Raw genomic sequence first — 19,944 nt, 5'->3', positions numbered from 1 at the left:
ACAATGCGCGCCCTTGGTCAACGAGCCAAGGCTATGGAATCACTGGCAAAAATAAAAAAGGAATACTATGAAAGGTACTCGTACCCTGCTGTCGCTGGCCGTAGGGCTGGCCCTCGCTGCCCCCGGTGCCCACGCCGCCTTCGTCTGCCCCTCCGATCCGGCGCAACTCACCCCCATTCCGACTATTCAGGGAACAGGCTCAGGGAGCCAGTTCGCAACCGACACGGTGACCGATAAAAACGGCAACATCACGGGAAAAATCAGTCCGGGTACCTTCATGGTGCGCGGTGTCGTCACCACCCTCGGCCAGAGTCTGACCAGAGGCTTCTATCTGACCGATCCCGTCGGGGATGGTAATCCGGCCACCTCAGATGGCATCTTTGTCTTCCTGAGCGACAAGGACTTTGCGACCAAATATGCCGACATCAAGCCAGGGGCTGAAGTCTGCCTCGAAGCCAGGGTCGAGGAGTATTACGGCGGCACCCAGCTCAAACCCACCTTCGAGGCCAACAAAGCCCGCCTGCAGGTCACCGCACAAGGGCTGACGGTGCCAACCAGCATACTGCAGGTCAATGAAGAGGAGACGCTGACCCAAGCGCTCAATCGCCACGAGGGGATGCGGGTACGGCTCGACAGCAGCAGCGATCTCCACCTGACCCGCAACTTCAGCTTCGACTACAAGGCCTCTCGCACTAACCTGGAACTCTCCCATAAGGCGCCGCTTATCAAGCCGACCCAGCTCCATGTCGCCAGCAGCCCGGAAGCGGTCGCTCTGGCCGCCAAAAATGGCAGCAACCGTCTGGTGGTCGAGTCTGATTTCAAAGTACAAAATGGAGCCCTGCCTTGGTTCCCTGCGCTGGATGCAGATCAGGGCTATCTGCGTATCGGTGATCAGCTCGATGGCCTGGAAGGGGTGGTGATTTACAACAAGGATGCCTTCCGTCTGGTGGTACCCAGCGATGTCACCCTGAGCGCCGGCTCCCTGCTGCGCACACCGGAAGATGACCGCCAGCCAGCTCCCGCCCGGGCCAGTGGCAGCGATCTGCGGATCGGCAGCTTCAACGTGCTCAACTACTTCACCAGCCACTCCAGCATTGGCGGCGCGCTCAACGTCTTGTGCAAAGATCAGGCGGATGCAGATAACACAGATCCAAAAGTAAACAGTTGTAACCGCGGAGCCAAGACACTGACCGGGTTCGACAAACAGCGCACCAAAATCGTCAACGCCATCACCGAAATGGATGCCGATCTGCTCGGCCTGATGGAGATGGAGAACAACGGCTTTGGCGACAACTCCGCCATCAACAATCTGGTGACCCGCCTCAACGAACAGCAGAAAGATGCGAGCAAACACTACGCCTATGTGCGTCTGCCGGTCACTGCCCTTACCGATGGCAAGTTCTTCGGCGGCGACGCCATCATGGTGGCGATGATCTACCGTCCTGCCCTGCTCACCCCCAGCGGAGATGCCAGCGTCATCAAGCTGCCGGAGCAGCGCTACACCACTGGTGGTGTGGCCAAGACAGCCGGTCAGCGCGATTCACTGGTGCAGACCTTTACCGTCGCCGGCAGCAAGGATCCGCTGACGCTGGTGGTCAACCACCTCAAGTCCAAGGGGTCAGGCTGCTATGAAAACGGCGATGGCAAGACAGAACCGGCCGACCTGCAGGGCAAGTGTACCGAGTTCCGCGTGACCGCGGCCAAGGTGCTGGGTGAAGCCGTCAGCAAGCTGCCGGGACAGGTACTGCTGGTGGGCGACTTCAACTCCTACGCCAAGGAGGACCCGATCCGGGTGCTGACCGATTACAATCCAGCCACCAGCGAACGCAAGATCGTATCTGCCTCCCACACCTTTATCGGTGAGCAATCCTATGAACAGCTCGGTCGCGAGGTGACTCGCAGCTATGGCCTGATCGATCTCAACGTCAAGTTCAACAAGGAGAAAGCCATCTCCTACAGCTATGACAGCGAGCTCGGCACCCTCGACTACGCCCTCGCCAACCCGGCGCTGACCAGCAAGGTGGCCGGCGTAGCCGACTGGCATATCAACGCCTTCGAAAGCAATCAGTTCGAGTACGCGGCCAAGTTCACCGACGCCCTGGTCAAATCTGATAACCCCTTCAGCGCCTCCGACCACGACCCCATCATCGTCGATCTGAACATGAAGGGTGATGCCGGCAAACCTGACACCTCCTCAGGCGGTGGTGCACTGGGACTCGGCCTGCTGGCCCTGTTACCGCTGGCCTGGCGACGTCGCCGTTAACCACAAGCGCATCTGAATAGTGCAAGAAAGCCCGCGAGTCTCGCGGGCTTTTTCATTCAGGTCATTGGATTTACAAATGAAAGGCGCGGGCGTATGGAGAAAATAAATGATGGAGAAAACAAAAGGCCACCGCGATGCGGTGGCCTTTTGCTTCTTGTAACAAGAATTTGGTGGAGCTACGCGGGATCGAACCGCGGACCTCTTGCATGCCATGCAAGCGCTCTCCCAGCTGAGCTATAACCCCGATTTTTGTGAATGACCGGTAGTCATTCTGAATTTGGTGGAGCTACGCGGGATCGAACCGCGGACCTCTTGCATGCCATGCAAGCGCTCTCCCAGCTGAGCTATAACCCCAAATTCGGTATTGAATGAATGGTTCTGGCGGCCATTCATCCTAAATAATGGTGGAGCTACGCGGGATCGAACCGCGGACCTCTTGCATGCCATGCAAGCGCTCTCCCAGCTGAGCTATAACCCCACAAAGGTCGGCTTGGGTGATACACACCGCACTGCCCTGGGTACTTCATGTCAATCAGGAACCTGGTGGAGCTACGCGGGATCGAACCGCGGACCTCTTGCATGCCATGCAAGCGCTCTCCCAGCTGAGCTATAACCCCTTTGATTCCAGATTGTTCGAGGAGAATTTGGTGGAGCTACGCGGGATCGAACCGCGGACCTCTTGCATGCCATGCAAGCGCTCTCCCAGCTGAGCTATAACCCCAACTCACCTCGGCGCTGACGAAGTTATCTCCGGCAACGGAGGCGCATGATAGGCATCACCCGCTTTGCTGTCAACCCTAAAATAACCGCGACTGATTCGTTTAGTCAAAATTGCAGCAGTTCGCTGTTTTTACCAGCAAGGCGCGTGCTATCTCTCTGTTTTATGTCACAAATCGGCTCAAGCACCTATACAGGAGAGGCCGTGCAGCAAGCCCCTTTCCCCGTGCAACGCCCCCCGCTCTCAGACCTCTCTATGCTGGCTGGTAATCAGCTTCTCCCCCGTCACCTCGGGAAAGCCTTTCCATAAAGGGCATTGCATTTGAAAACCCTTTCCATGATTTTTGTAAATTTACAACACAGAAAGTTGATCTGGCTCACAAATGACCATAGGATCAAACCGTGACCCAGGTCACACACCATAACCATAAATGACAGAGCGATGAGGTAAACCATGTTTGAGAATCTGGCAGTCCTGTTCCACCTGCGCGGTGCAACCACCAAGAACGGCGTTGTAGAGAAAGATGCCTATGCCCCCTCCACCCGTGAATACTACTTCCGCTACGGCAAATAATTGCTGAAAGCCTTTCACGAAAAATGTAATAAAACAACAACACACATCATCACACAGCCCTTTCGAGGCGCTGTCCTGTCCGGGCCAGATGTTCCACGGCCAAACCTGAACTCCACCAAACAAGAATGGGGCCCGCAGGCCCCATCTTTTATTGCTTCGGCTTAATGCCGGATCACAGCTTGATCCAGGCATCACTCCACGCGGTTCCCTTGCCCGGCTCATAGGCCCAGGCGGCACCGGCACACCAGCCAGTATAGGGGTGCGGTTTGCACTCGTAGCTGGCACCGCCATTGCTGACCCGCTCGCCTGCCTTGTAGGGAGTCCCCTCTTTATAGGCCGGATAGTCAGGCGGCGTTACGCCCCCCTCCTCTCCTTTCACCAGCAGGCTATGGGTGGTGCTGCGGCTCAGATTACCTTCATCTGTGACCGTCAGTTTGAGCTCCAGCTTGGTATCGCTGGCCGGCTTGGGCAGAGTCAACTCCAGCGTCACCTGATCCAGTGCCGGGGCTGAAGCACCAGCCGGAATAGTCCAGGCATAGGAGAGCGGCTTGCCTTCCGGATCGCTGGAGTGCTGACCAGAGAGCGTTACCTTGCTGCCACCTTCGGCCTGCGCCGGGCCGGTGATATTGGCCACCGGTGGCTGGTTGGTGCCACCGCCGTTATCCTCGATCACCACCTCCGGATAGAAGTGCTGAACGCAGCGGCTGTAATCCCCTGCCTTGAAGGCGCTGAAGCGGGTCTGGTAGCCCACCAGCTTGCACGCATAGCTCTTGCCGCCGTTGGGGTTCTCTGCCACATAGCTCCAGTCCTGCTCCCAATAGATGGGCAAGGCACCGGCGCCCTTGTCGTCAAACACCTTCATGTTCTTGCAACCCAGCACCTCATCGGATGGCACCGCCACCCCGAGGTAGTTGGCAAACTCGCGGTAGTAGTTGATGCGATTCTGGGACTGGGCATGCTCGACCGGGCCGCCGCACTCCACCCCGCCATTGATGATCTGGGTGGTGACCCCGAAGCCCGGCACCAGACCGTTCTGCTTGTCATGGTCATTCGGCTGCCAGGTGCCATCGATGACATGGAGCATGGAGGGCTTGGGCGGCTGCGGATAGGTATAGAAGAACACCGCACTGGCCAGGTTCAGCCAGGTGTCGGCCACCAGATCGGGGCGGTCGAGCAGGGTGCGCACCGTACCAAACATCGCCTCGGAGAAGGGGCCGTAGTTGTAGTTGTAGGAGAGCTGCTTGGCGCCGCGGCCAAAGTAGCTCTTGAACTCGCCATTGTCGAAAGTACCGCACGGCCACTGCTGACCCTGCCACACATCGGGACGGCACTCGGCGTTGTAACCACCGCGCATGGTCTCATTCCATCCCATCTCGCGCACGTAGACCAGCGCCTGACGCCACTCGGCCTCCGGGCGCCAGTTTTCATGGCCGCCGGTCTCCTGGGCGAAGTGAGCGAACATGGTCGCCAACGTCTTGCGGCAGATGGCATCGGCATCGCGGCCATCGCTGTAGTCGCTGCACAGGGCCGGGAACTTGGCCGCCGCCTGCAACAGGCCACGATAGGTGTACTCGGGGGCGCGCAGCGGGAACAGGTAGTTGAACTGGCTCTCGCTCAGCAGGCTTTCGACCCGCTTGACGTTACCCGGGTTGTCGGCACGGCCCGGCTGCACAGCCTCGACCACCAGATTGTCCCGAGTAGCGATGGAAGCCTTGACCGCTTCCATCGCCGGGAAGTCGGTCAGCGCCTTCTCTTTGGCATCCAGCTCGGCCTGGCTCATATAGACGGGGGTGGTGCTGCCATCCGGCGGGGTAGGCGTCGGCGGATTGGGCTTGTCATCGCCACCGGTGTCCGGCGGGGTCACCTCCCCTTCGCCGACAAGCTTCCACGGGGTATCCCACTCATTGGCGGCCGCCATGCCCGGAGTCTGACCCGGGTTGACCCACCACTTGGCCTCGAAAACCTGGCCGTTGTAATTGACCTGGCTGCCGCCCGGGTAGGATTTGTTGATGTCGTATGCCTCGGCCGCCCACAGGTGGCCGCTCAGCACCATGCCGGCAAGCAGAAGGGTGATGCGGTTTTTTTTCATTATTGTTGCTCTCTATGGTTTTGTGGCAAAAGGCGGAGCCTGCCTGAACAGGCTCCGCCATCTTCATCATGGACTCAACCTAGGGGCAGCTTGCCGCCCCGACATCCAGCCAGACATCGTGTTTGCCCGGCTCGTTGCCTTGAGTCCACCACTTGGCCTTCCACTGACGGCCGTTGTGGTTGGTCAGCTCACCGCCGTTGTAGGCAACGGTCGCGCTCCAGCCCAGCTCAACCTGACTCGCCAGCGCCCACTGATCGGCGACGCGGCCCGGTTCATTGCCCTGAGTCCAATACTTGGCACGCCAGACCAGCTGGTTGTGGCTCACCTTGTCGCCGCCGTTATAGACCTTGCTGGCCTGCCATGCGGGAACATTCGCCGCTTCCGGATCTGTGGTGTTGCAAGAGCCGTCGACCACGGGCTCCAGCGTCAGCACGACGCGCCCTTCGCTTTGATGTACCCCGTCCGAGACGCTCACACTCAGCTCATGCTGCTCGCTGGTGGTGACTGCCGGCGGCAGCAGACGCAGGTTGGCGCTGGTCTCGCCTTCTGCCTGCCAGCCCGCCGGGAAGTGCCAGCGGTAGCTCAGCGCATCGCCCTCGGGATCGCTCGCCTCGGCAGTGATGGTCAGCCACTCACCGCCGATGCCGCCGAGTTGTGCCGGTACGGTTACCACCGGAGGCTGGTTCTCAACCACGCCCTGCTCCAGCGGCCACCCGTTGACGGTAAAGGAGAGGGTCTGCTGCGGTGGCAACAAGCTCTGCTGTACCAGTGTCTGGCCACGGCACTGGATGGTGGCGCGTCCGGGCTCGCTGGCGGTGGGCAGGTTGATGTGGAACTTGTTCATGACGCTGCTCGCCGCCCTGTGATTGGCCAGCCTGAAGCGCTGCAGACCATCGCGGGTCTCCACCTGCAACTGGCAGTCATTGCCGGACAGGGTGCTACTGTCATCCGGATAGGTGAAGCCGTAAGCACCGTGCAGCGCCGGATAGATATAACTGCGCAGGGCTCCTTGCGGATCGTAATAGCCCACCAGGGTGGTCACCGGCACGCCGAACTGCTCGGGCTTGCGTGCAACCTTGGTATCGATGGGGGAGACCTCCACCCAGCTCAGGCCATCCGAGGTGAAGCTCTTCTTGAAGCCCCTGCTCACCAAGATATCCTTGCCGTTGATAAAGAGGTGGCTGTTGTAACCGGCCCCGTGATCGATGGTCAGACTGCGCCCGCGGTTGTCCGCAGAGGCAACCGGCACCCGGATATCACGGGTCCAGCGACCGTCCCACATGACGACCCTGACCAAGCCATAATCCGCCAGCAGGGCACTCAGTCCTGCCTCGCTCAGGGCATCCATGGGGGCATCGACCTTCTCGATCCCCTCGATTGTGTGCTGATAGGGCTCCATCCTGGCCATCGCACTGTTCCACTTGCTAAAGCCGGTGGCCGAGTTGGCATCGAACACCGCCTTGCTCTCCAGAAAACGCTGGATGATGGCGGCCGAATTGGGGGTATAGAGGGTGAAACGGTTGGCGCCGGAGAGAGGGCGGCCGCCCGCCATCGCATCGTGGCCAAACTTGCGGCCATCGAACGGTGGCTGGCACTGGCCATCCAGACAGGCATCCTCATTGGTGCGGGTCGGCGAGAAGTTGGGGATGAAACGGTGTTTGTCACTGTCCCAGCCCCAACTGGAGTTGAGCTGATCGGCACTGCGATGAACCGAGCCGCGGAAACCATCTACATAGTGGCCAAGGCCGAAGTTGTGACCCACCTCGTGGCTGAACTCGTTGCCCAGCGAATCATCCAGCGTGACGATGCCACCGCCACCGGAGCCACCGTGCACCTGAACCCCATTGGCATATTTGCCGCGGCTGTTGTGCGCCGTCAGCTGGGCCACCACAAAGGGATGGCTCCCCTCCCCTTCACCGGCACTGCTGTTGATGCCGTAGTTGGCATTGTCGATGCCGTGGGAGATAAGCTCCTTGCCGATGCGCTGACGCATGGTGCCGCCATGCCAGCCCCCTTCGCTCGGGTCAAAGTCGGTCAGCAGGGTGCCGTTGGGCAGCATCACCTCAGGCAGGGAGAGCGGTGCATACTGACTGACAATCATCCGGCTGGCCGGAATGGTCTGGAAGTATTCGCGATGGGCCTCCATGTCATTGGCAAAGGCAAAGCGATCCCGTGGTGTGGTGAGCATGCCGATGTCGATGGTGTGCAGCAGCAGCTCGCCGGGGGCGCCGACCTTGATGTCACGCAGTTCACCACTGAGATTGCCCTGACGAACGGAGAAGTTCAGTCCGGGCTGGATCCACTCGGCAGGCAATTCGCCGCTCCAGGTATCCGCTGCATAGGTGATGCGGTTGTTCTCCAGCTCCCCCTCGCGGAACCACTGCCCATTGGCAAACTTGAACTGCAGGGTCTGGCCACGGGAGACGGTCACCTGTCGCTCGCCATAGAAGGCCGTCGAGTTATAACCGGCGCTGGAGCGGATCCGCACCATCTTGCCCTCCAGCTCCGGGCTCACGGGCAGGTAGATATCCCGAACCCAGCGGCCGTCGGCAGTCTGGATCTCCACCAGCGCGCGACCAGTCAGCCGATCCTTGAGGAAGGCGCCGCTCTTGTCGTTCAGTTTGGCCAAATCAGCACTGTTGCTGATGATGGCAGTGGTACCGCTCTCAGGGACGAAGCTCACTCCGCCTTCGGGAGCCCCCGCGAGGTGGTAGACAGTCTCTGGCAGCGCCGATGGCGGCGACAAGGTCAGGGAGCCCAGCAGCTTGCCGCTGCCGTCACGGGCCTCCACCGTCATGGGTGTCACCCCGTCGGCCTGGAGTGGTTTCACCAGCAGCAGGCTCTTGCGCAGGCTAGTCAGGATGGGTTGGCGATCCCCCTCTTTGGGATGGGACGGCAGGATCTGGCTCTGGGCAAACTGCACGCTGGCAGCCAAGCTACCCGCCAGATCGCTTTGCGGTGTCGTGTCATTGAATATCAGGGGCGAGGTGGTGGCAGACAAGGGGCCAGCCGCCAGGGTTGCCATGATGAGGGCAGCGATTCGGGTCACATTTGTGGTCATTGTCGGGTTCTCGTTCATATTGCTACCGGGAATGAGGGGCATGTCGCCATGCCCCGTCATCGGTGAGGAGGCCTCAGTTACAGCTTGCTGCCCCGATATCCAGCCAGACATCGTGCTTGCCCGGCTCATTGCCTTGAGTCCACCACTTGGCCTTCCACTGACGGCCGTTGTGGTTGGTGAGATCCCCGCCGTTGTAGGCAACGGCTGCGTTCCAACCCAGATCAACCTGACTCACCAGCGCCCACTGATCGGCGGCGCGGCTCGGCTCATTACCCTGAGTCCAGTACTTGGCCTGCCATACCAGCTGGTTGTGGCTCACCTTGTCACCGCCGTTGTAGACCTTGCTGACCTGCCATGCGGGAACGTTGGTCGCTTCCGGGTCGGTGGTGTTGCAAGAGCCCCCCTCACCACCTTCGTTGATCGGGGTAACGATGAGGCGGGTTGCCGCGTTGGCGTCGAGCGCGCCATCGGAGACGGTCACAGAGAGGTCATAACCGGTTTCGACATCGACCACCGGGCCGGTGACCACCAGGGTGGCGCTGTTCTGGCCGGTCGCCGTGATACCGGCAGGCACTTGCCATTGATAGATCAGCTCGTCGTCGTTGGGGTCGGATGCCTTGGCGGTGATGGTCACCTGCTTGCCCTCTTCCACCTTGACGCTGGCAGGCAAAGTCACCACCGGAGGCAGGTTGGGCTGCGGCGCCTTGTTGGTGACTACCACCTGATCGCGAGCGGTGAGGTTGTGGTCGTCGGTCACTGCCAGCTCGAACACCAGCGCGGTATCGGCACTGACGGCATTCACATCGACCCGCACCTTGGCCTGCGTGGTATCACCCAGCACGGCTTGCGGACCGGAGACCTGCTTCCAGCTGTAGGTCAGGGAGCCTTTTTCCGGATCGTGGGAGGCTGAGCCATCCAGCGTCAGGGTAGCCGGGCCGGTCACCGCCACATCGCTGCCCGCGTTAGCCACTGGCGGCTTGTTGGCTGGTGGGGTAACCCCTTCACCGTGGCCGAGACCTTCATGCATGGCGTTGAGGATATCGCCGTTGTCGGCATCGATCTCCCAGGAGAAGAGCCCGCCCAGCTTGTTGGCCAGCACGTATTGGCCTTTCGCCTTGACCGAGCGCTCGTCGTCATAGGTGATCAGCTCGCCGGTGGAGGGCTTGAACAGGGTGGCCGCTTCGGCAGTCTCGTCGTAGTTGTACTCCCAGCCTGCGCCCATATGGCTGTTGACGATGTGGCGATAATCCAGCACGCCATCTTCCCAGGTGCCTTTGATCTTGCCGGTGGCGGTGCCGGTGAAGGGATCGTTGCCCTGATATCCGCTCACCCCTTTCCAGCCGCGACCGTAGGCGGCGGCACCGATCACCAGCTTCTCGGAGTCGACCCCTTGCGCCAGCAGTTGCTGTACCGCTGCATCAGTGTTGTAGCGCTTGTTGGCCGAGCCGTTGGTGGCCTGATAGAGGTTGGCCTGATGACCCAGGGAGGTATTGCTCCAGGCACCGTTGTAGTCGTAACTCATCACGAAGAGGTGGTCCATGTACTGCTGGGCAGCCTTGTAATCCACATCCTCGATCTTGTCGTAACCGGCACCGATGGCGGAGGTGAGCTGATAGGTGCGACCGGTCTCGGCCTCCAGCTCGTCGAGCATGGCGCGCAGATCTTTCATGATCAGCACATAGGTTTCACCATCTTTGGTCTTGTCCCCCAGATTGGGGTTGGCACCGTCGCCGCCCGGGAACTCATAGTCGATATCGACACCGTCGAAGAACTTCCAGGTCTGCAGGAACTCTTTGACCGAGGCGACGAACACGTCACGCTTGGCCTTGTCATGCATAAAGAAGAAGGGGTCGGAGAGGGTCCAGCCACCGACTGAGGGGAGGATCTTCAGGTCCGGATAGGCCTGTTTGAGGGCCATCAGATTGCCGAAGTTGCCCTTGTAGGGCTCATCCCAGGCGACCAGTGACCCCTGCCCTTTTTGCAGCGCGGCCCAGGGATCGTGAATGGCGACCTGGAAATCCTTGCGCCCGGCACAGGCACGTTGCAGCGCCTGGAAGCTGCCGGCAATCTCTTTGAGGCTGTCGTTGAGGCCATCACCGCCACAGATCGGGGTGAAGCCATAGAGGATATGGGTCAGGTTCTGGGCCGGCAACTTGTCCACGGTGAAGTTGCGATCATAGACCCCCCACTCCACATAGTAGGTGCCGACCACCTTGCCGGACTTGTTGACATAGGGTTTGTTATTCTCCTGCAGGGCTGGCTTGAGTGGTGCGAGGTGGCTGCCGTCGGTATCGGCGACCACGATCTCCTTGGCATCAGACAGGGTGCAGCCATCGCCGTTGCACAGCGCGACCTGCATCTGATAGCGGCCCCCCTTGTGCACCTTGAAGGTGGCAGTGCCAGCGGCGGAAGAGGGACCGGACCAGACTTCCTTGCCATCCAGCAGCACCTTGGCACTCTGGCCGATATCGCCGTTCCAGAGATTCCAGGTGACGGTCACATCGGCGCCATCCTTCACCTTGACCAGCTCGTTATAAGCGGTCGCGGACTGGCTGACTTCGACGATGGCAAACTTGGTGGGGCCCCAACCGATGGCGGGTTTGCCGGGAGCTGCCGCATAAGCGGCGGAGGAGGCGAGCAGGGTACCGACCATCATGGCCAGCAGTGCGGGTTTTGGACTTAGCATATTGCTTTCCTTTTCGTTTCGTTATGGGAAAAACGAAAGGGCAACGCAACACGACAGGTGACACAAAAACGGCCACCCCTTGGCAAAGGCAGCCTGCATTCTACTGTGGTGGCCCCGCTATCCTAGGTCGTCTTGACCCTTAGACCGGAAGCTTTGCGTCCCGACTTTTCAATCGGTTTGCCCTTGTCACAACGTTATTTCTGGCGATAAATAATCGCCGATTGACTGTAGGGTAATTCTGATAAGTAAGCAAATCGGACCATTGCCAGCCCACCAGTTACCAACCCCGACAATTACCCACTTTCAAGAAATTAATGTTTAAAAAACAGCCGGATATGCAGACATAATCTCATCACCTCCAACCAGATACCTCACACCATTTTTTTGATCTGCATCACACCAAATTGAGAAAAATCAATGAGTAAGAACAATATGCGACAAAAGACCCATCTGTATCGCAACTAATGAATTTATAATCGCCGCTTTGCATGGCCAGCAGGTGTCTTCATGCCCAGCGAATTGCCCTCACGCACCCGGTTATCCAGATACGACAAATTTGTTCGTTTGACGATTTATGCCTTGCCACTGGCCGGGATGATCTGGCTTATCAACAGCCTCAATGGCTGGCAAAGGGCGCCGCTTGCCAGCACCTTGCTAGTCCAGAGCTACCTTATCTGCACCTTCTGGCTCTATCGCCACTACCGCTACCATCTGCACCGCCAGTGGCAGCATCTGAGTGAGGCGCTCAAGATCAACGAAACCACCGCCGAACTGGCCCGCAACTCGGCGCAATACCAGACCGAAGAGGCCTTTCTGGAGGACCTGCTCAGACGAGCCGTAATGTTGATCCCGGGAGCCGAGATGGGCTGCCTGATCAAGCTGCTGCCGGGCACAGGCATGTTGAGGTATGAAGCGGCCATCGGCATGGATCTGGTGAAACTGCGGCGGATCAATCTGCCGCTGGAGCACACCTTTCAGTACAAGCTGACTCAGGGGCGCTGCAACAAAACCTTGCTGATCAACGACCTGTCGAAGATAAATGCCACCATGCCCCTGTCCGAACAGGACAGAGAGCTGCTGGTCAACTGCACCGACCTGCCCATCCAGGCCACGCTGGCGACCCCGATCCATATCGATGGTCAGCTCTACGGCATGATCAATATGGACAGCAGCAAACGTAATGCCTTTACCCGCTACGACAGCCACCTGATGGCGATCCTGGCGCGGGATATTCGCCACGCCATCACTATCTATCAGCAGTCCCGCCGCATCTATCAGCTGGCCAATACCGACCAGCTGACCGGGCTCGCCAATCGCCAGCAATTCGAACTCGCTCTGCAGGGGCAGCCGGAAGGCACCCTGCTGCTGATCGACATGGATAATCTCAAACAGCTCAATGACAGCAGTGGCCATTTGGCGGGTGATCAGGCCCTGCGCCTTATCGCAGACGGCATACGCCAGCACTTCGGTCAGGGGGTGATTGCCGCCCGCTTCGGCGGGGATGAGTTTGTGCTGCTCACCACTCTGACACCGACCGAGCTGCAACAGACGATGGCCAGGCTGACGGCCATGCTGGCCAGCGCCTCTCCCACTATCTCGTGCAGCATGGGGATGGCCCCCTATCGCGGCGACTTTGCCGCCGCGTTTGCCAGAGCCGATGCCGGCATGTATCAACACAAGCGGCACCACAAAGAGCAGCGTGCGGCACAGATGCCAGCTATCGGGGAGAGCATTAATCACTAGCCCGGAAGGGCTGCTTTGCAGGCACAAAAGAGAAGCTGGGTGGGGAAACCGATTGGTAGACCCGCCAGAATGTGGCGAAGCGGGGAGAAAAAACGGGGCATGACTGGCATGCCCCGCCACCATTCAATGCTTATTTACAGCTGGCGGCTCCCACATCCTGCCAGACGTCGTGTTTGCCGGGCTCATTACCCTTGGTCCAGTACTGCGCCTTCCACTGACGGCCGTTATGGGTGGTGAGCTCGCCACCGTTGTAGGCCACATTGGCATCCCAACCCAGTTGCACCTTGCTCACCAGCAGCCACTGATCCGCGGTGCGGCTAGGTTCGTTGCCCTGGGTCCAGTACTTGGCCTGCCACACCAGCTGGTTGTGGCTCACCTTGTCGCCGCTGTTATAGGTGCTTGCCGCTTTCCAGACTGGCCAGTTGGCCGCATCCGGATCGGTTGCCGTGCAACCACCGCCGCTGCTGGCCGGTTTGACCGTCAGACGGGTTGCCGCGCTGGCATCCAGCCCGCCGTCGGAGACGGTGACGCTCAAGTCATAGCCGGTGTCGCTGGTGACGCTCGGGCCGGTCACCACCAGAGTGGCGCTGTTCTGACCCGTTGCGGTGATGCCTGCCGGTACGCTCCACTGATAGGTCAACGGATCACCGTTCGGATCAGAGGCGGTCGCCTTGATGGTCACCTGCTTGCCCGCCTCCACAGAGGCCGTAGCAGGTAGACTCACCACCGGCGCCAGATTGGCCTGCGGCGCCTTGTTGGTGACAACAACCTGATCCTTGGCACTCAACTGCTGGTCATCGGTCACCGTCAGCTCGAACACCAGATTGATGTCGGCAGTCACGGCATCCAGCACCACGCGGGCCTTGGCCTGAGTGGCATCAAGCAGGGCAGCCTGCGGGCCGGAGATCTGCTTCCAGCTGTAGCTGAGAGTGCTGTTTTCCGGATCGTGTGAGGCCGAACCATCCAGCGTCACCTCGGTCGGACCGGTCACCTTGAGGTCACTGCCCGCGTTGGCCAGCGGCGGCTTGTTGGCTGGTGGAGTCGTCCCCTCGCCGTGGCCCAACCCCTCGTGCATGGCATTGAGGATGTCGCCGTTGTCGGCGTCGATCTCCCAGGAGAAGAGGCCACCCAGCTTGTTGGCCAGCACATACTGCCCCTTGGCCTTGACCGAGCGCTCGTTGTCATAGGTGATGAGATCGCCGGTCGAAGCCTTGAACAGATAGGGCGCCTCGGCCACCTCGTCGTAGCCCTTCTCCCAGCCAGCCCCCATCCGGTTGTTGACGATGTCGCGGTAATCCACCACCCCGTCCTCCCAGGTGCCTTTCACCTTGCCGGTCGCCTTGCCGGTGAAGGGATTGTTGCCCTGATAACCGCTCACCCCGGTCCAGCCACGGCCATACATGGCGGCACCGACCACCAGCTTGCCCGGTTCAACCCCCTGCGCCAGCAGCTGATTGACCGCCTTGTCGGTGGTGTACTTGGTATCGGGGTCCCAGCTCGCCGGATAGAGGTTGGTCTGGTGGCCCAGCTCGGTGTTGCTCCAGGCGCCGTTGTAGTCGTAGGTCATCATGAAGATGTGGTCCATGTAGGGCTGGGCCGCCTTGTAGTCCACATCCTGGATCTTGTCGCCCCCCGCCCCGATGGCCGAGGTGAGCTCATACTGGCGACCGGTCTCTGCCTCCAGCTCGTCGAGCATGGCCCGCAGCTCCTTCATCAGGGCCACATAGGTGGCACCATCGCTCGGGCTGCCCAGTTTCGGGTTGGCGCCCTGTCCGCCCGGGTACTCCCAGTCGATATCCACACCATCGAAGAACTTCCAGGTCTGCAGGAACTCTTTCACCGAGCCGACAAACACATCGCGCTTGGTTTTGTCACCGAGGAAATAGAAGGGATCGGAGAGGGTCCAGCCGCCGACCGAGGGGAGGATCTTGAGGTTCGGATAGGCCTGCTTGAGCGCCATCAGGGCGCCAAAGTTGCCCTTGTAGGGCTCGTCATGGGCAGTGAGGCTGCCTTGCGGCATCTGGATGGCGGCCCAGGGATCGTGCATCGCCACCTTGAAGTCGGCCCGGCCGGCACACGCCCGTTGCAACGCCTGGAAGCTCCCTTCGATCTCCTTGAGGCTGTCGTTGAGGCCATCCCCGCCGCAGATGGGGGTGAAACCATAGAGGATATGGGTCAGGTTCTGGGCCGGGATCTTGTCCACCGTAAACTTGCGGCCATAGACGCCCCACTCCACATAGTAAGTCCCCACCACCTTGCCGGACTTGTTGGCATAGGGCTTGTTGTTCTCCTGCAGCGGCGCCTTGAGTGGCGCCAGATGGCTGCCGTCGGTATCGGCGACCACGATCTCCTTGGCATCAGAGAGGGTACAGCCATCGGCGTTGCACAGCGCCACCTGCATCTGGTAGCGCCCCCCTTTCTTCACCTTGAATTTGGCGCTGCCCGCTGCGGCCGAGGGGCCGGACCACACCTCCTGACCATTGAGCAGTACCTTGGCACTCTGGCCCAGATCGCCGCTCCAGAGGTTCCAGTTCACCTCCACATCGGCGGCATCCTTTACCCTGACCAGATTGTTGTAGGCAGTGGCCGCCTGATCGACTTCAACGATGGAAAACTTGGTGGGGCCCCATCCGATGGTCGGCTTGCCGGGCACCGCAGCATAAGCGGACGAGGCGCAGCACAGACCGACCGCGAGGGCCAGCATGGTAGGCTTTGGACTTAGCATTTTTTTATTTCCCTATTTCGTTATGTTGGCAACGAAAAGGGCTACGCCCTGACAGGTAACGCAGACGGCAGTGCGGCCTCTTGGCAAAGGTGCACAACAACCTGTGGTGGCCCCGCTATCTCAAGTACGGCTCATCTCTGGACCGGAAGCTTTGCGTCCCGATCTTGCGATCGGTTTGCCCTTCGGTTACTTCATTTGCGATGCAAAAAATCGCATCCCGACTATAGAGTGAGCCAATCCGGTCTGCCACTGTCGGCGTTGACCGACAGTGGCAAGCCAATACTGTAACTGGCGGCGATTACGCAGGGAGATGAAGAGATCTTCGCCAATAAATCTCTGTTTTCGGCATTCATCCATGACCACGGGCCACAGGATCATTGTACGGTTTTGTGAGCAGGTTCACGGCTAGCCGCCCCGGATGTGGCTAGCGCAGCAGCAGACTGTTCATCAGGGCCCGCAGTTTGAGTGGTTTGACCGGTTTGCTGATGTAGCCATACCCACGCTCGCGGATCTGCGCCTGCAGCTCGCTCTTGCGATCAGCGCTGATGATGATGCCCCCCAGCTCGTCGCCACACACCCGTTGCAGGGCAGCGAGCGCCTCCAACCCGGTCTTGCCATCGTCGAGGTGGTAGTCAGAGAGCACCAGTCTTGGCACAAACCCGTCTGCCACCAGCTCCTCGGCTTCGGCCAGATCGACGGCGCAGCGCACCTCGCAGCCCCAACGGCCGAGCAGGGTGCTCATGGCGGTCAGAATGTCCCGCTCGTTGTCGATACAGAGCACGGCTACCCCTTCCAGCTGGCTGTCACGCACCACCGGCGCCGCCAGCTGATGGGCCGTGACCGGCCGGGTCGCCAGATTGAGGGTCACCGCAAAGACCGATCCCTTGCCCGGCCAGCTCTGCAATGTGAGCTGATGACCGAGCACCAGCGAGATGCCGCGGGCGATGGCGAGCCCCAGACCCAGCCCCTGCTCCTTGGCGGTACGGGAGTGATCGAGACGGGAGAACTCGTCAAAAATAGCCTCCCGCTTGTCCTGCGGGATGCCGGGGCCGTTGTCCCACACCTCGATGCGGATCTTGTCCCCCATCCGGCGGCAACCAAGCAGCACCCTGCCGCCCGGGTTGTAGCGAAACGCATTGGTGAGGAAGTTTTGCAGCACCCGACGCAGCAGGCGCACATCGCTGTGCACCGCGTGCTTGCTCTCCACCACCGAGAAGTGGATCCCCCCCGCCTGGGCCAGCACGCCAAACTCCGCCTTGAGGTTGTCGAGCAGATCGCGCAGGGCAAAGTCGAGCTTCTTGGCCTTGAACTTGCCCGCTTCGAGCCGCGAGATATCGAGCAGATCGGTGATGAGATCCTCGGTCGCCCCCAGCGCATCATCGATATGGCGGGCGATGCGGGCCTGCTCGCCAGCATCGGGCAACATCTCCAGCAGGGAGGAGGTAAACAGCTTGGCGGCATTGAGGGGCTGGGTCAGATCGTGGCTGACCGCCGCCAGAAAACGGCTCTTGGATTGATTGGCCCGCTCCACCTGCTGGTTCACCAGCAATAGTTGGCGGTTGAGTTCGGAGAGCTCACGGGTGCGCTCGGCCACCCGCGCCTCCAGATGTTCGTTCGCTTCGCGCAGCACCCGCTCCGCATCGCGAAACGGCGTGATGTCGGTAAAGGTCATGACGAAACCACCGGCGGGCATGGGGTTGCCCTGCATCTCGATCACCCGCCCGTCCGGGCGCTCCCGCGCCGAGATATGGGCGCTACCCCGCTTCATAAAGGCGACCCGCCGCGCCACGTGATCCTCGATATCGCCGGGGCCACAGAGCCCCTGCTGGGCGTTGTAGCGGATGATCTCTTCGATGGGGCGCCCTGCCTGAATAAGCCCCGGCGGATAGTGGAACAGCTCGATGTAGCGGCGGTTCCAGGCCACCAGCCGAAGCTCCCTGTCCACCACCGAGATCCCCTGCCCGATATGCTCGATCGCCCCCTGCAACAAGCCTCGGTTGAAGCGAAACACGTCGGAGGCCTCATCGACTATGGTGGCGATCTCCTCGAGCTGCATGTTGCGCCCCTGCAGGGCCGAGGCGAGCACCAACCGCGCCGACGAGGTACCAAACACCCCCGCCAGCAGCCGCTCGGTATGGGCAATCAGTTCGGCCGAGGCCTGCATCTGGGGCGCCAGGGTGCCGCCCCGCTCACCGGCGAAACGACCAAAGGCGCGTTTGACCCGGCTTGAACCGACGAAGCGGGCCGCCAGCATCTCCAGCTCCTTGACCGAGACCCGCGCCTGATAGAGGGCGGCGGTATCGCGGCTCGGCTTGCCGACAAAGTTGGCCGCCTGCAGCCGCTCGCTCACCGCAGGGCGCGACAATAAGGAACCGGCCACATAGCCGAGCAGGTTGAAGAGCAGGCTCAGGAAGATGCACCAGGCCCCGAGACTCAGCTCGCGAAACGCGGGCCAGTCCGGCGGCGCCAGCAGTTCAGCCAGCGGTGAACCGGCCAGCAGCCCGCTCTCCACAAGCAGGGTGACGAACCAGAGGCTCACTCCGAGGCTCAACCCAAGATAAACCCCCTTGCGATTGCCATGACGCCAGTAGAGACCGAGCAGCAGAGCCGGCGCAAACTGGGCCACCGCGCCAAAGGAGAGATAGCCTATGCGCGACAAGCTGGTGAGATCACCGAGCCAGAGGTAGAGCCCCCAGGCCGCCAGCAAGATCAGCAGGATGGCGCCACGCCGCACCTGCAACAGCAGCCGTACCAGCCGCTCGTCACGCCCCTGCCGCCAGAAGCGGCGCAGCAACACTGGCAGCACCAGATCGTTGCTCACCATGATCGCCAGCGCGATGGTGCAGACGATCACCATGCCGGTGGCCGCCGAAGTACCGCCGAGAAACGCCAACATCGCCATGCCATCGAAACCGAGGGCCATCGGCAGACTGATCACATAGGTGTCGGAGGCCATGTCAGCCCCCACCCACTGCTTGCCCGCCAGCGCCAACGGCCAGATAAAGAGCCCCATCACGAACAGGTAGAGCGGGAAGATCCAGCGCGCCCAGTGCAAATCCTGCCCCTGATTGTTCTCCACCACAGTCACATGAAACTGGCGCGGCAGGCAGATAACGGCGCACATCGCCAGCACCGTATAGATGGCAAGCTCCAGCAGGTTGCCGGGGCTCACCGCCACCACCTGCGCAAAAAAGTCGCGGGTCACCTGTTCGTGAGCCTCGCCCGGTTTGCTCAGGATCAGCCAGAGGGCGAAGCCCCCCACCGCGATAAAGGCCAGCAATTTGACCACCGACTCGAAAGCGATGGCCACCACCATCCCCCTGTGGTGCTCGGTGGCATCAAGATGGCGAGTACCGAACAGGATGCTGAACAGCGCCAGCAGCAGAGTGACCCCGAGCGCCAGCTCGCTGGTATTGCTGGTCGGGCTGATGCCGCCGCTGTTGACCATCAGCAGATCCAGCCCGGTGACGATGGCTTTAAGCTGCAACACCAGATAGGGGAGGATCCCCATGATGGCGATGAGGGCGATCACCATGGCAAGCCGCTGGGATTTGCCGTAACGGGCGGCAATAAAGTCGGCGATGGAGGTGATGTGCTCGCGCTTGGCCACCAGAATAAGGCGCGCCAGCAGCCGCCAGCCAAACAGAAAGACCAGCATGGGGCCAAGGTAGATGGGCACCGGCGACCAGGGGGATTCACTCGCCTGCCCCACGGTGCCGAAGAAGGTCCAGGAGGTGCAGTAGACCGCCAGCGACAGGCTGTAGAGCAGCGGTTGCCCCTTGAGACGGTGCCGTTTGTGCTTGTCTGCCACGAAGGCGATCAGAAACAGCAGCCCCAGATAGGTGAGCGACAATCCGATCAGCAGCCATCCCTGGTGCATCGATAACTCCTTGTCCATGTTGAGTTTTTGTATACAACCTCGCCAGTCTAGAGAGGCAGCAGCCAAAAGTCATCCCCTTCGGACAGATTGAAATTATCGTTTTTCAATAAGTTTTATCTTGACTGTATATCGCAAAACAATAAACATTGCCGATGTGGATATTGATAAACGATAAACTTTACCTTTCAGATAAAACCATCACAGTG

At 60.3% G+C, this 19,944-nt stretch carries 7 protein-coding genes, 5 tRNA genes and 2 riboswitches; of the genes, 2 read left to right on the top strand and 10 right to left on the bottom strand.

All coding sequences use genetic code 11. The annotated features are described in order from the left end of the window. The first annotated feature begins 67 nt into the window (after positions 1-67). Positions 68-2,263: an ExeM/NucH family extracellular endonuclease gene (locus ACTG2T_RS14290; RefSeq protein WP_227274214.1), complete on the top strand. Its 2,196-nt coding sequence runs from the start codon at positions 68-70 to the stop codon at positions 2,261-2,263. 168 nt (positions 2,264-2,431) lie between these two features. On the opposite strand, the gene ACTG2T_RS14285 is transcribed toward ACTG2T_RS14290, so the two are convergent. From ACTG2T_RS14285 to ACTG2T_RS14250, 8 genes are all read right to left on the bottom strand, one after another. Continuing rightward, positions 2,432-2,507: transfer RNA gene (locus ACTG2T_RS14285), tRNA-Ala, on the bottom strand. A 34-nt stretch (positions 2,508-2,541) separates the two neighbouring features. Beyond that, positions 2,542-2,617 (bottom strand) — tRNA-Ala (locus tag ACTG2T_RS14280). A 48-nt stretch (positions 2,618-2,665) separates the two neighbouring features. Then, positions 2,666-2,741, bottom strand: a tRNA-Ala gene (locus ACTG2T_RS14275). A gap of 63 nt (positions 2,742-2,804) precedes the next feature. Further along, positions 2,805-2,880: transfer RNA gene (locus ACTG2T_RS14270), tRNA-Ala, on the bottom strand. Between the two features lie 28 nt (positions 2,881-2,908). After that, a tRNA-Ala gene (locus tag ACTG2T_RS14265) sits at positions 2,909-2,984 on the bottom strand. 742 nt (positions 2,985-3,726) lie between these two features. Continuing rightward, on the bottom strand, positions 3,727-5,643 hold the full coding sequence (locus ACTG2T_RS14260) for a glycoside hydrolase family 19 protein (protein WP_330125648.1): 1,917 nt from the start codon (positions 5,641-5,643) through the stop codon (positions 3,727-3,729). A 79-nt stretch (positions 5,644-5,722) separates the two neighbouring features. Next, positions 5,723-8,704, bottom strand: a complete 2,982-nt coding sequence (locus ACTG2T_RS14255) for a M66 family metalloprotease (RefSeq protein WP_330125649.1) — start codon at positions 8,702-8,704, stop codon at positions 5,723-5,725. Between the two features lie 73 nt (positions 8,705-8,777). Further along, positions 8,778-11,390 carry a glycosyl hydrolase family 18 protein gene (locus ACTG2T_RS14250; protein WP_330125650.1) on the bottom strand — a complete coding sequence of 871 codons (2,613 nt, stop codon included), beginning with the start codon at positions 11,388-11,390 and terminating at the stop codon, positions 8,778-8,780. Between the two features lie 104 nt (positions 11,391-11,494). Next, positions 11,495-11,582, bottom strand: a riboswitch (cyclic di-GMP riboswitch). 315 nt (positions 11,583-11,897) lie between these two features. Here ACTG2T_RS14250 and ACTG2T_RS14245 point away from each other — a divergent pair. Beyond that, positions 11,898-13,133 (top strand): sensor domain-containing diguanylate cyclase, encoded by a 1,236-nt coding sequence (locus ACTG2T_RS14245; protein WP_330125651.1) that lies wholly within the window; start codon positions 11,898-11,900, stop codon positions 13,131-13,133. 130 nt (positions 13,134-13,263) lie between these two features. Here ACTG2T_RS14245 and ACTG2T_RS14240 read toward each other — a convergent pair whose 3' ends face one another. Continuing rightward, on the bottom strand, positions 13,264-15,858 hold the full coding sequence (locus ACTG2T_RS14240; RefSeq protein WP_330125652.1) for a glycosyl hydrolase family 18 protein: 2,595 nt from the start codon (positions 15,856-15,858) through the stop codon (positions 13,264-13,266). Positions 15,859-15,960: 102 nt separating this feature from the next. Then, positions 15,961-16,048: riboswitch (cyclic di-GMP riboswitch) on the bottom strand. 234 nt (positions 16,049-16,282) lie between these two features. After that, positions 16,283-19,738: a hybrid sensor histidine kinase/response regulator gene (locus tag ACTG2T_RS14235; RefSeq protein WP_330125653.1), complete on the bottom strand. Its 3,456-nt coding sequence runs from the start codon at positions 19,736-19,738 to the stop codon at positions 16,283-16,285. Positions 19,739-19,944 lie beyond the last annotated feature (206 nt).

Origin of the sequence: Aeromonas sp. 75A (assembly GCF_051919425.1) — a bacterium.
GTDB classification, from domain to species: Bacteria; Pseudomonadota; Gammaproteobacteria; order Enterobacterales; family Aeromonadaceae; genus Aeromonas; species Aeromonas veronii.
This window is presented reverse-complemented; position numbering and strand designations above follow the sequence as displayed.